We start from the raw sequence: 12,674 nt of genomic DNA, 5'->3' as shown, positions 1-12,674 counted from the left end.
GGGGAGCTAAGGGCCGGCCTTGTTGACCAGCCGGCGGGCCGCGTCGATCAAATTCAGCGCGTGCAGCTCGAAAAGCGCGATGAGATCCACTGAATCGCCACCGATCTCCCTGGCGATGAACAGCCCGTCGGCGCCGGCGATCGCATAGGTCGCCAGGTGGGAGACGTCGGCGTCGCTGAGTTCGGGTGTCCAGCTCCGGATCGTCTCGGACAACTGGCTCAGTGCCTGCGCGCGCGCCTGCAGGAACATTGCCCGGGCCCGGGGCTCGACGGGGCGCCGTTCCAGCGCGAGCATCAGACCCAGCCGGATGAAGTCGGGGGAGTCCACCAGCGCTTTGGCTACGTGTGCGCCGAGGCCTACGGCGCGATCTTCGGTGCTGCCGTCGTCAGGCACCTGCCAGGCCGCCAGCCAGGTTCCGAAACTGCGCTCGATCACTGCCGCGATCAGATCGTCCTTGTCCTTGAAATGCCAGTAGATCGAGCTGGCCGGCAAGCCGCACTTCTTGCTCACCAGCGCGATGCTGGTGCCTTCATATCCGCGCTCGGCGGCGATTTCAGTGGCGGCGTCGAGGATCCGTTGCCGCGACTGCTCGCCATCGAGGCGGCGACGGCGTGGCTTGGGCTGCTCGCCAGCGGGCATGTGGACTCCCGTCATTTCCTTCTTGACGCTGTAGTGATCGCTACATTACCGTAGCGATCACTACGGAAACAAGTTCTGGACGATAAGAGATGCCACTGTGACTGCAGACCTCTATGACGTAGCGGTGATCGGCTATGGGCCCACCGGGGCTACTGCGGCGAACCTGCTGGGGGCGCAAGGGTTGAAAGTGCTTGTCGTAGAGCGTGATCCAGATGTGTATGGCAGGGCCCGGGCGATCAGTACCGACGAAGAGGTGCTGCGCATCTGGCAGTCGGTCGGACTCGCGGATAGGTTGCAGCAGGACATGCTGCCCGACCGGCCCGCGGCATTCGTCGACGCCGAGGGCGTGCCCTTCATCGAGACGACGATCGTCGCGCGAGGATCAGGCCACCCGCCGCAGCAATTCATCTACCAGCCCGCGGTCGACCATGTCCTGCGCGAAGGCGTGGAGCGCTTCGACACCGTCGCGGTGCTGCTCGAACACGAATGTCTGCGGGTGCTGGCCAAATCGGATCACGTCGAGCTGATGCTGGCCGACCTTCGCACCGACACGTTCAAGCGAGTGCGGGCCTCCTATGTCATCGCCGCCGACGGCGGATCCTCCCCGACGCGTGGGCAACTGGGCATCGGGTATTCGGGTAACACTTACGCCGAGCGATGGGTTGTCATCGACACCAAGGTGCTCACCGAATGGGATGCCCACGACCGGCTCCGATTCCACTGCAATCCGGACCGTCCCACCGTCGATTGCCCGACACCGCTGGGGCACCACCGCTGGGAGTACCCGGCCCGGGCTGGTGAGGACGAGCAGAAACTGGTCAGCGAGCCCGAGATCTGGAAGGTGCTGGAGGATCAGGGCATCACTCGCGAAAACGTCGAGATACTTCGGGCCGTGGTCTACAGCCATCATGTCCGGGTTGCCGACCGCTGGCGGGTGGGGCGCATCTTCCTGGCCGGCGACGCTGCGCACGCCATGCCGCCATGGATCGGCCAGGGTATGTCGGCCGGTGTGCGCGATGCGGCCAACCTGTGCTGGAAGCTCGCCGCGGTGCTGGTCGGCCAGGCCCCGGATGCGCTCCTGGATTCCTATGAGGCAGAACGCAAACCGCACGTCGTCGAAGTCACCCGCCGCGCCTGTCTGGTCGGCCGCGTGATCACCGAGCGCAACCGGGTTCTCGCCGCCGTCCGCAACCACACCCTGCGGGCACTGACCAGGCTTCCCGGGGTGCTGGGCGGCGGCCAGAAGCTCTATTGGATCCCGGATGCGCGATACGACGAGGGCCTCTTCGTCCGGACCGGCAATCGGGCAGTGGGTTGGCAGCTCCCGCAGCCGTGGGTCATCGACGACACCGGCGTGACGCGTCGCCTCGATGACGTCGTGGCTGGGCGATGGACGGTGCTTCACACCGGCGTGGCCCCGGCCGGCGCGCAGGCGTGGACCGACATGGGCGTGCCTGCGATCGCGTTGGCCGGTCCTCGGAGCGGCACCAGACCCGGTGCGGTCCGCGACATCGACGGCACTCTCGTCGCCTGGCTGCGACGGAAGAAGGCCGCCGCCGTGGTGCTACGGCCTGACGGATTCATCTATGCCGCAGCCGAACCCGGGCAGCGGCTACCCGCACCACCAACCGGCTACACGCCGGCTACCCCGATCAGAACTGGAGTCCGCGCATGACCACGACCGAACTTGCCGAACACACCGTGACGGTCGCAGGCCGATCCATCTTCTATGCCGAGGCCGGCGCCGGTCCTGCCGTGGTGATGTTGCACGGTGGCGGTCCCGGGGCCACCGGGCTGTCCAACTACGGCCGCAACATCGACGCTCTCGCAGCACATTTCCGGGTGATCGTGCCGGATATGCCCGGCTATGGGCGCTCGGCCAAGGGAATCGACAAGGCCGATCCATTCGGGTTCCTTGCCGACGTGATCCGCGGCCTGCTCGACGAACTGGGCATCGAGACAGCGCATCTCATCGGCAACTCATACGGCGGCGCGGCAGCATTGCGGTTGGCGCTGGACACCCCACACCGGGTGGAAAAGCTGGTTCTGATGGGCCCCGGCGGGATCGGGACGACCAGAGGCTTGCCGACCGCGGGCCTCAACAGCCTGCTGGCCTATTACACCGGCGACGGTCCGAGCCGCGAGAAGCTGGCTACCTTTATCCGCAATTTCCTGGTCTACGACGGCAGTTCGGTGCCCGATGATCTGATCGACCTGCGGTACCGGGCATCCATCGATCCCGAGGTGGTCGCCGATCCGCCGTTGACCCGGCCGTCGGGACCGAAGGCCTTGCGCACGCTGTGGCGCATGGATCTCACCCGTGACAGCCGGCTGCAGAACCTGCAGACGCCCACCCTGATCCTGTGGGGTCGCGACGACAAGGTGAACCGGCCGGCCGGCGGCCCGATGCTGCTCAACGCCATGCCGAACGCTGAACTCGTGATGACCTCGCACACCGGCCACTGGATGCAGTGGGAACGCTCCGCGTTGTTCAATCAACTTGTTACCGAGTTCCTCCGACAGAACTCGAATCTCGCTCATGCCTAGCGTATTTGGCAATGTGCACCTCGGCTACGTCGTCATCGAGACCGAGAAGTTCGGCGATTGGCGGCGTTTCGGCCGCGACGGGGTCGGCATGCACGTCGACGACGCGGTGTCGGATGTCCTTCGCTTCCGGCTCGACGACCACGAATGTCGCTTCCTGCTGCGGCGTGGACCGGCCGAGGACGTCACGGCGCTCGGATGGCAGCTCGACGACCATGCCACGTTCGACGACATCGTCGGACGCATCGTGGGTCACGGTGTGCCGATCACCGAAGGCAGCTTAGAAGAAGCCGCCCTGCGCGGGGTGGAGCGGCTCGTGCGGTTCCCAGGCCCCAACGGGTTGACGCAGGAGATCTTCACCCGCGCCCATTCCGCCGCCGCACCACTGCAGATGGCCGTGCGCGGTGGGTTCGTGACCGGTGACTGCGGCATCGGGCATGTCGCGATCGCCACGAAGAAGCCGCACCAGATGCGGGGCTACTACAACACTGTGTTCGACGCCCGGCTGTCCGATTTCATCGACGAGACGATCGGCGGCGTCAAGATCAAGATCCGGTTCCTGCGGGTCAATCAGCGCCACCACTCGGTGGCCATCGCCTCAGTGCACCGCCTGCCCGTCAACCCGATCCGTACCCGTGTCCAGCACCTCAACATCCAGGTCGCCGACCTCGACGATATGACCACGTCCTACCGGCGGATCAAGGAACTCGGCTTCGATATGGCATTGGGAGTCGGGCAGCACACCAACGACCGGCAACTGTCCTATTACGCGATGACGCCGTCGGGGTTTGAATGGGAGGTGGGGTGGAACCCGCTGGTCGTCGACGAGATGACCTGGGAGCCCACCACCCACCAGGGCATCAGCATCTGGGGCCACACCCCGGAAGGACAGACGGTCATCGACAAGCTCGCCCAGTTCAAGGCCGGCGCCCGCTCGCTGCTGCGGGCCGAGGACAGCGTCGCGGCGCTGGCCGGTGCCGGCATCGCCGACAGCTAGGGAAGGACGATCATGAACCGAATCGATACCCATCACCACATGATTCCGCCCGCCTACGGAAAGGCGTTGCAGAAAGCGGGGATCGACGAAGCCGGTGGACGGGCAATGCCGGACTGGAGCCCGGAGGGCTCATTGCAGACCATGGCAGAACTCGATATCGCCACCGCGATTCTGTCGGTGTCGACGCCGGGAACCACCTTTCTGCCGAATGCGTCCGACGCTACGGCTCTGGCCATCGATCTCAACGATTACGGAGCCGAGGTGTTCGCCTCGCAGTCGGATCGGTTCGGTTTCTTCGCCACGCTTCCGATGCCGCACGTCGAAGCCGCGACAACAGAGGCCATCCGCGCGCTCGACACCCTCGGTGCCGACGGAGTCGTCCTGCTGGCCAACAACGGCGGGACATATCTCGGGCAAGGGGGACAGGACGAGTTGTGGGCTGCGCTCGACGCCCGGTCCGCGGTGGTGTTCATCCACCCGGCCGAGTTGCCCGGGCCGACGGTGCCAGGCGTGGTTCCGTTCGCCGCAGACTTTCTGCTCGACACCACTCGTGCGGCTTACCTGTTGGTGCGTAACGGGATACGGCGCAAGTACCCGAACATCAAATTCATCCTCAGCCACGCCGGCGGGTTCGTCCCGTACGCCTCGCACCGCATGGCGGTGGCCATCATGGCGGATACCGGCCGCAGTCCAGCCGACACCCTCGACGACTTCGCGAGTTTCTACTTCGACACCGCGCTGTCGTCGAGCGCCGCCGCGCTGCCCACCTTGCTCGCGTTCGCCAAACCCGGCCACATCACCTTCGGTTCCGATTGGCCGTTCGCCACACTGCCCGCGAGTCAACTGTTCGCCGGGGGCCTGGACACCTACGACGGACTGGATGCCGCTGCCCGTCGGGCGATCAACCGCGATAACGCGCTGGCGCTGTTCCCACGGCTCGGCACCGCCCCGGCGGCCCGGGCGCCGTCACCGCTGGATCAGGTGCGGCACCAGGCCACCCGGGTGGTGATGCGCGGAGTCGCCCGCCTCATCAACACCAGATGAACCCGTCTGGAATACCGAAACTGAAGCCAGGGACAAAATCGGCGCTGATTCTGTCCCTGGCTTCAGTTTCGGTTCGGGCGGGTCCCTTGGTGCAGTCCCTCAGGCCCGCGTCAGCTCCGCGTAGCGGGTGACGTGGTAATCGGTTGAGCCGAACTCGTACTGCACTGCGGTGAGCCGTTTGAAGTAGTGACCGATCGCCAGTTCCTCGGTCATGCCCATGCCGCCGTGTAACTGCACGGAGTTCTGCCCGACGAAGCGAGCCGCCCGTCCGATGGTGGCCTTGGCCGCCGATACCGCCTTGGCCCGTTGCGCGGGCGCGGCGTCGAGGTTCAGTACGGCGAGATAGACCGCAGCCGAAGCCTGTTCGACTTCCATGTGCATATCCACCATCCGGTGCTGCAGCGCCTGGAAGCTACCGATGGGCAGGCCGAACTGCTGGCGTTGTTTGCAGTACTCGACCGTATCGGCCAGTACCTTGCGCATTCCGCCCACCGCCTCGGCGCACACCGCCGCCGCTCCCTCGTCCCGGGCCAGGTCCAGCGACGGCCAGGCCTGACCCTCGGTCCCCAACAACGCCCCGGCAGGCAACCGCACATCGGAGAACGTCAGGTCCGACGCCCTGCGGTCGTCCACCGTGCGATACGGGTGCGCGGTGAATCCCGATGTCAACGAGGCGATGTCGGCCAGGAACAGGGAGATCCCGTCGGTATCGGCGCGTTCCCCCGAGGTACGCGCGGTCACCAGCAGATGGGTGGCCAGCGGTGCGTCGACGACCATCACCTTGGCGCCGTCGAGCACCCACTCGTCGCCATCACGGCGCGCGCTGGTGGACACGTCGCGCCAGTTGTCCCCGGAGGTCGGCTCGGTGGCCGCAAGTGCGACGATCGCCGAACCCGCCACGATGTTCTCCAGCAGGGCTGCGGCGGCCGCGTCACCGGACCGGTGCAGCAGGCCACCGGCAACCACCACGGTGTCCACGAACGGCTCGATCGCCAGGGCGCGGCCCAAAGCCTCAGCGATGACCATGGTTTCGACCGGGCCACCACCGATGCCACCGGCCTCCTCGGGCAGGGTGGCGCCCAGGATTCCCAGTTCGTCGGCGAAGCCGCGCCAGATCTCGGGCTGCCAGCCGGGACCGGTCTTGGCCGCGGCACGGCTCGATGCCAGGTCGTAGCGACTGGCCAGGAACTTGGTCAGCCCGTCGCGCAGCAGTTCCTGTTCGTTGGTCAGGTTGAAGTCCATCTAGAGCCCCAGTTCTGCCTTGGCGAGGATGTTTCGCTGAATTTCGTTGCTACCGGCGTAGATCGAACCGGCCCGGTCGTTGAAGTAGCGCAGCGGGGCGACCGCCTGCCAGGGCGCTCCGCTGTGATAGCCGTCGGCGGGCGGTTCGTATTCGGCCACCGGGCCGCCCGGGAACGTGGCGTGCGGTTGGTAGGCGCGGGCGAGCGGACCCGCGGCCTCCATGGACAGTTCGGTCAGGGTCTGGCTGAGTTCGGTGCTCAGGATCTTCAGCATCGACGACGCCGTGCCCGGATGGCCGCCCTCGGCAACCGCGGCCAGTACCTGGTACTCCAGGATTTCCAGCACATCGGTGCGGATCCGGGCGTCGGCGAGCCTGCGGCTGAAGGCCGGGTCATCGATCAGCCGGCCGCCGGCCGGTCCGGGCTGTTCGGTTGCCGCCGTGGCAATCTCTTCGCCGAGTACCTGCAGGGCCGGCGCGTTGGCGCCGCCGCCGCGCTCGAATTCCAGCAGATATTTGGCCACCGTCCAGCCGTCGTCGATCGTGCCGATCACGTTGGACTTCGGTACCCGGACTTCGTCGAAGAAGACCTGATTCTGAACCTCTTCGCCGGAAGTCATGACCAGCGGGCGGATTTCGATGCCGGGGGAGGTCATGTCGATCAGCACGAACGTGATGCCCTGCTGCTTCTTGGGCCCACGCGTGGTCCGCACCAGCGCGAACATCCAATTGGCTTCCTGGGCGTGGGTGGTCCAGATCTTGCTGCCGGTGCACACCAGGTCGTCCCCATCGGACACCGCTGCCATCGACAGCGCGGCCAGGTCCGAGCCGGCCTCGGGTTCGGAGTAGCCCTGGCAGAAGAACACCTCGCCGGTGAGGATCCCGGGAAGGAAGTAGTCCTTCTGCGCCTGTGTGCCGAATCTGATGATGGCGTGGGCCACCATGCGGATGCCCATGGGTGACAGCGACGGGGCGCCGGCCAGCGTCGATTCGCGGCTGAAGATGTAGTGCTGGGTGAGGCTCCAGTCGCAGCCGCCGTGTTCCACCGGCCAGGCCGGGGCCGCCCAGCCACGCTCGTGGAGGACCTTCTGCCAGGCCATGCTGGCGTCGTGATCGGCATACACGCTGGTCATCAGCTGACCGGCCTGCCGGAGTTCGGGAGTCAGATTCTCGGCGAGAAAGTCGCGAACCTCGTCGCGGAATTCCTGGTCGCTCGTCGACCACTTCAGGTCCATGCCTGCCCCTGTCTGCTGGTGTCGCTCCACAGAGTAAACCTAGTTAGTCAAGTGGCGCAGGCCACCCCGGCCCCGCGGCTCGGCCCGGCAGGGATGCGTCATCGCCGCACGTTGCTGGGCGGTGGTGGCACCTGCAGGGGGCCGCGGGCGATAATCGACGCGTGGAGCGTCGCCAGAGCGGTCAGGACCCCGAATCTCCGATGGCACTGCTGCAGAACATTCCCGCGCTCGTGGTGCTGGAGCGGTTCCCGGTGCCGGTGTTGGCAATCGCCGAAGACGGAACGATCCTGTTCGCCAACACTGCTTTCGGCGAGATGGTCGGCCGCGACACCGATGCGGTCAAGAGCATGCAGTTTGCTGAGGTGTTCCACTCGCTGCCGGCCGACGAGTCGGCGGTCTCGGTGATGCGGGCCCACGCCGGCCTGCTGGTCGACCTCGTCCACCGTGACGGTTCGATCGTGCGGGCGCGGATGAGCAAGTCGGCGCTGCTGCGCGGCGACGACCCGGTGGCGCTCGCGACGTTCCAGGACCTCACCGAGCGGTTGTGGGCCGACGAGCTGTAGGACGTCAGCCGGCAGCCTGCGTCCGGCGCAGCGATTCGCGGGCCAGGAACTCGTGGAAGTAGTCCAGCGATTCCCGGCTGACGATCGCGGGGAGCAGAAGATCCCAGGTGTGGACCACCCGTTCGCGCAAGTCGGTGTCGGTTGCGTTCGCGCGCGAGAGAGCCTCGGCGCCCAGCATGGACCCCAGGATCACCTCGGCGGCGCCCGCGATGTCCAGGCTTTCCCGTAGGTCGCCTTCGTCGGCCGCCTGGATCAACTGCTTCCTGAGCTCATCGAGCCAGCTCATGTACACGTCGGTGGCGGCGGCATTGATGCCGCTGAACGTTCGCAGCAGTTGCATCCCGATCTGCGCCACCTTGTCCGAGCGGGCGAAATCGGCCACCACGAACAATCCGTGGATGGTGTTCTCCAACGCCGGTGATGAGGATTCGGCGATGACGCGGAACGCGGCCAGCATCGCGGTGCCGCCGTCGCTGATGATCGCCTCGGCCAGTGATTCCTTCGAGTCGAAGTGGTAGTAGAGCGCGCCCTTGGTCATCTCGGCCCGCGCGATGATGTCGCCGAGCCCGGTCGCCGGATAGCCGTGCTCGCTGAACAGGTCGACCGCGGCGGTGATGATCTTCTGCCGGGTCAGCTCCGATCGAGCCTGGCGTGCCATGTCAGGCCGGCCCGACGGCTGGGTTGGAGGCGCCGTCCGGTGCGTGGGGGCGCAGGGCCACGACCTTCTTGGCGCCCACCGCGGTGCGACGCCGGATGAACTGCCTGAGGTAGGCGAGCCGCTCCGGCTCGACGAACCCGGGTAGCGCCAGCCGCCAGCTGTGCTCGAGGTCGGTGAGGAACCGCGGGGGATCGTCGAGGTCACTCGTCTGGCGCACACCCAGGTAGATCGACACCAACAACCGGGCGACCGCTTCCGGGTCGCTGTCTGCGGTGAAATCACCCTCACCGATGGCGCGTTTGGCGATCCCGGCGAAACCCTGTACCCATTCGTCGATCACCCGCGGCCCCAGGCCGTCCGTCCGGCCGATGGATTCGACCAGGTTCAGGGCTGCCCGGGCCATCGGATCACCGATGTCTTCCGCGGCGACCAGGCAAGAGAGGTCGATCAACGTCTCAGCTCCGGACAGATTGCGGGCCAGGACGTCTTCGACGGACTTGTTGCCCCGTGCGGACCGGTGCTCGACGATCGAGACTGCCAGCGCGTGCTTGGACCGGAAGTGGAAGTACAGCGCGCCCTTCGTGACATTGGCGTCGGCCAGGATGTCGTCGAGGCTGACCAGGCTGTAGGGCGTGTGGGCGAACTGCCGCGCTGCCGCCTGCAGGATCTGGAGGCGGGTCAGCTCTGCTCGCCGGTCGAGCTGCTCAGTCACCTCGGGGCCTTCCTGACTCTGAGCGGCCGGTGGCGCTGTCTGATTTCGCCATCACCACCAGCAGACTCAAAGTCTTCGCCGTACGTGCATTACATTCTAAAGGTATGTATCGTGCTTAGCGTGATAACTCTTGGTTCGTCACGGGTTGCCCGCCCGGCGGTGGCGCACGCCACGGCCGCGGGCGCTGTGATGAGCGCCCCCTTTTGGCGGTCGACAGTAGCCAAGGGCTATCCTGGAAGCGTTGCCATGGCCTGCACCGGCAATCCCCCTCGAATCCCGGTGCGGGCCATGGCGACCCCATCTCCCGGTGTCTACCAAGACGATTCGATCTTGATGTGGCACCGCGCGGTACGTTCGGAGTGTCGCTAGCCGATGTGGGATGACGAAGTCGACGTCGTTTGCTACGGCTCGGGCGTCGGGGCGTTGGCGGCGGCGGTCGCGGCAGCGGATGCCGGGCTCGACGTGCAAATCGTGCGGCCAGGCGTAGCCGGCAGCCCCCAACCCGTGACGCCCAGCCCCGAGGCCCCATGGTTGGGCGTGGGCATCGAGGATCCCGAGACCCGTGACTACCTCGACGAGTTGGCGGCGGATCTGCCGCCTGTCGAGGATGCCGAATACGACACCGCCCCCAGCGTCCGGCCGGTCAGCGACTGGACCCCGGTTTCCGGACGCGGCCGGATCGCGCCGTTCTACGGTGCTCGGCTGCAGGAATGGGCGCAGCGGTGCCTGACGTCTCCCTATGGGGTGCTCTACACCCGGTTGGCGGATCGGGGGACGACCTCGATGAAGACCCGCGCCGGCGAGGAGATCCAGGTCAAGGTGCTCGGGACGGTGGACGCCGAGAGCGAGTCCGGCGCCGCGTCGGTGCTCGCTGACTGGCTGTCGGCGCAGGTGCACGACCGGCAGATCCAGACCCTGGACGGCGGCACGCTGCTGCGCGTCGTGTTCGAGGAGGGCGAGGTTGTCGGGGCGGTATTCGACACCGCCGACGGGCCGCTGGCCCTGCGGGCGCGCCATGGCGTGGCACTCTCGACGGAACCACGCGCTGCAGGCGGCGCCTCGGTGGCCGGGCAGCTCATCGAGCCGGGAAAGCCCCTGCAGGTAGGACTGGTCGGCTACAGCGCCAGCAGATTCGGTCGGGTCGAGTTGCTGGACTTCGAGCCTGACACCGGACGATCGGACTACTGCCGGTCGGGAGGAGTGCACGACTCACCGCGTGAGTCGTACCGATCACGTGCGCGGCGCGGCTGAGAAGTGCACCGGTACCCGCCCTTTGGCCAGTAACGCGGCCATCTCGTGGCCGAGGATCGGCTTGGACAGCAAGAAGCCCTGTGCGCGGTAGCAGCCGTGCCGCAACAGGGTCAGCGCGGCCCGTTCGGTCTCCACCCCTTCGGCCACCAGCTGTAGGCCGAAGGCGCCGGCCAGAGCGATCACCGCGCGCACGATCGGCAGGTCACCCGGGTCTGATCCGAGCCCGGCGACAAAGCTGCGGTCGATCTTGAGGGTGTCCACCGGGAGCGATTTCAACAGGGACAGCGCGCTGTAACCGGTGCCGAAGTCGTCAATGGCCACCTGCACGCCCACCTTGTGGAGTCCGGTCAGCGTCGAGCGGGTGGTTTCGATGTCCTGCACGACGATGCTCTCGGTGATCTCCAGGCATACCGATCCGCGGGGCAGGCGGAATTCGTTCATGATGCCGGCCACCGACGCGACGAATCCGTCGGTCACCAACTGCACCGGCGACACGTTGATCCGCAGCACGATGTTGCGGCCGACGCCGTTGGACCGCCACCGGGCGAACTCGGCGCACGCGGTTCTCAGTACCCAGCGGCCCAACTCTCCCGCCAGGTTGATCGATTCGGCCACGCCGATGAACGAGTCGGGGGACAGCAGGCCTCGGGTCGGGTGCTGCCATCGCACCAGAGCCTCGGCGGCCAGGACCTCGCCGGTCCGCATGTCGATCTCGGGTAGGTAGTGCAACACCAGCGCGCCGCTCTCGATCACGCTCTGCAGGTGCAGCTCGATGTCGTTGCGGAAGTCGATCTCCATCGCCATCTCATCGGAGAACACCGCGACCCGGTTGCCTCCGGAGTTCTTCGCGGTCAGCACCGCGTGGTCGGCCCGGTTGAGCAGATCGGAGGTGGAGTCGCGGCCCGGAATACCTTGGGCCAGACCGATGCTGACGGTACGGGTGAGCATCTCGCCATCGATGGTCACCCGCTCGCGCAGCACCGACTGGAGTCGGTAGGCCAGTGCCGTGGCGGCCTCGATCGTCATCGAGGCGGCGGGGACCACGACGAACTCGTCACCGCCGAGTCGTGCGATGAGCTTGGGGGAGTCGTCACCGCGTTGCAACCGCTCGGCCAGGATGCTGATGAAGGCGTCACCGGCGGTATGACCCAGATAGTCGTTGATCGCCTTGAGCCGGTCCAGGTCGAAGAACATCACCACAACCGGGCCGGGTTGTCCCGGAGCCAGCCGGGCCTGCAGATGGGCCATGAGCGCCCTGCGATTGTGCAGTCCGGTGAGGTGGTCATGATCGGCCAGATAACGCAACCGGTCCTCGGCCTCGATGCGGGCCTGCACCTGGGCGAACAGCGAGGCAATCGCCTTGAGCGCGTTGAGCTCCGCGGGTAGCCACTCGCGATCACCGAATTTGACGAACCCCAGGACGCCGGTGGTGATGTCCCCGGACAACAACGGCACACATGCCATCGAGGTGCTGGGGATGTGCCGTCCCGCCTCGATCGTGCGCTGGTAGTCGTCGGTGGCCGGCTCCGGACGGAACACCGCCGGTTCCTTGAGGTGCTCGGCCATCGCGAACACCGGATCGGCATCGGCGAAGTGGATCACCGCGATCGGGTCGGTCAGGGCGTCCGGCGGGCGCGCCGGCCACTCGGCCACCAACCGCGTCGCATGCGCCTCGTGATCGTTGTGACGCAGGAAGCTGACGTCCACGTCGAAGAACGAGACCAGCTCTGCCAGCACCTGCTGGCTCACCGTGACCGAGGTCGCAGCGTCGACCGCCATCAGTTGTGTGGC

The 12,674-nt window shown here is 66.5% G+C and carries 12 protein-coding genes; 6 read left to right on the top strand and 6 right to left on the bottom strand.

The window, feature by feature from the left end; all coding sequences use genetic code 11:
* Positions 1 to 6 precede the first annotated feature (6 nt).
* On the bottom strand, positions 7 to 639 hold the full coding sequence (locus ACZYZ7_RS17810; RefSeq protein ID WP_450072871.1) for a TetR/AcrR family transcriptional regulator: 633 nt from the start codon (positions 637 to 639) through the stop codon (positions 7 to 9).
* 97 nt (positions 640 to 736) lie between these two features.
* Here ACZYZ7_RS17810 and ACZYZ7_RS17805 point away from each other — a divergent pair, with 97 nt between their 5' ends.
* Genes ACZYZ7_RS17805 through ACZYZ7_RS17790 form a run of 4 tightly spaced genes read left to right on the top strand, consistent with a single transcriptional unit; the run spans position 737 to position 5,224 of the window.
* On the top strand, positions 737 to 2,314 hold the full coding sequence (locus tag ACZYZ7_RS17805; RefSeq protein WP_450072872.1) for a bifunctional 3-(3-hydroxy-phenyl)propionate/3-hydroxycinnamic acid hydroxylase: 1,578 nt from the start codon (positions 737 to 739) through the stop codon (positions 2,312 to 2,314).
* A complete protein-coding gene (locus ACZYZ7_RS17800) occupies positions 2,311 to 3,186 on the top strand; it encodes an alpha/beta fold hydrolase (RefSeq protein ID WP_450072873.1) in 876 nt (291 codons plus the stop codon). The genes ACZYZ7_RS17805 and ACZYZ7_RS17800 overlap by 4 nt, the downstream gene beginning before the upstream one ends.
* The gene (locus ACZYZ7_RS17795; RefSeq protein ID WP_450072874.1) at positions 3,179 to 4,180 is read left to right on the top strand and encodes a VOC family protein; all 1,002 of its coding nucleotides are present in this window, start codon (positions 3,179 to 3,181) and stop codon (positions 4,178 to 4,180) included. Before ACZYZ7_RS17800 ends, ACZYZ7_RS17795 begins: the two co-directional genes overlap by 8 nt.
* Positions 4,181 to 4,192: 12 nt before the next feature.
* Positions 4,193 to 5,224, top strand: coding sequence for an amidohydrolase family protein (locus tag ACZYZ7_RS17790; protein WP_450072875.1), 1,032 nt, complete (start codon positions 4,193 to 4,195; stop codon positions 5,222 to 5,224).
* 99 nt (positions 5,225 to 5,323) lie between these two features.
* Here the strand turns inward: ACZYZ7_RS17790 and ACZYZ7_RS17785 are convergent, their stop codons facing one another.
* Both ACZYZ7_RS17785 and ACZYZ7_RS17780 read right to left on the bottom strand, forming a co-directional pair.
* The gene (locus ACZYZ7_RS17785; protein ID WP_450072876.1) at positions 5,324 to 6,466 is read right to left on the bottom strand and encodes an acyl-CoA dehydrogenase family protein; all 1,143 of its coding nucleotides are present in this window, start codon (positions 6,464 to 6,466) and stop codon (positions 5,324 to 5,326) included.
* A complete protein-coding gene (locus ACZYZ7_RS17780) occupies positions 6,467 to 7,699 on the bottom strand; it encodes an acyl-CoA dehydrogenase family protein (RefSeq protein WP_450072877.1) in 1,233 nt (410 codons plus the stop codon).
* A gap of 161 nt (positions 7,700 to 7,860) precedes the next feature.
* Here ACZYZ7_RS17780 and ACZYZ7_RS17775 point away from each other — a divergent pair, with 161 nt between their 5' ends.
* Positions 7,861 to 8,262: a PAS domain S-box protein gene (locus ACZYZ7_RS17775; RefSeq protein WP_450072878.1), complete on the top strand. Its 402-nt coding sequence runs from the start codon at positions 7,861 to 7,863 to the stop codon at positions 8,260 to 8,262.
* 4 nt (positions 8,263 to 8,266) lie between these two features.
* Here ACZYZ7_RS17775 and ACZYZ7_RS17770 read toward each other — a convergent pair whose 3' ends face one another.
* Both ACZYZ7_RS17770 and ACZYZ7_RS17765 read right to left on the bottom strand, forming a co-directional pair.
* The gene (locus tag ACZYZ7_RS17770; protein WP_135453451.1) at positions 8,267 to 8,920 is read right to left on the bottom strand and encodes a ScbR family autoregulator-binding transcription factor; all 654 of its coding nucleotides are present in this window, start codon (positions 8,918 to 8,920) and stop codon (positions 8,267 to 8,269) included.
* A 1-nt stretch (position 8,921) separates the two neighbouring features.
* Positions 8,922 to 9,632, bottom strand: coding sequence for a TetR/AcrR family transcriptional regulator (locus ACZYZ7_RS17765; protein WP_135453452.1), 711 nt, complete (start codon positions 9,630 to 9,632; stop codon positions 8,922 to 8,924).
* Between the two features lie 372 nt (positions 9,633 to 10,004).
* Between ACZYZ7_RS17765 and ACZYZ7_RS17760 the strand changes: the two genes are divergently transcribed.
* Complete coding sequence (locus tag ACZYZ7_RS17760; RefSeq protein WP_450072879.1) at positions 10,005 to 10,883, top strand: FAD-binding protein; 879 nt, start codon at positions 10,005 to 10,007, stop codon at positions 10,881 to 10,883.
* Here the strand turns inward: ACZYZ7_RS17760 and ACZYZ7_RS17755 are convergent.
* Positions 10,863 to 12,662 (bottom strand): putative bifunctional diguanylate cyclase/phosphodiesterase, encoded by a 1,800-nt coding sequence (locus ACZYZ7_RS17755; protein ID WP_450072912.1) that lies wholly within the window; start codon positions 12,660 to 12,662, stop codon positions 10,863 to 10,865. The genes ACZYZ7_RS17760 and ACZYZ7_RS17755 overlap by 21 nt on opposite strands.
* Positions 12,663 to 12,674 lie beyond the last annotated feature (12 nt).

The organism is Mycobacterium sp. IDUB_17, assembly GCF_055419465.1.
This window is presented reverse-complemented; position numbering and strand designations above follow the sequence as displayed.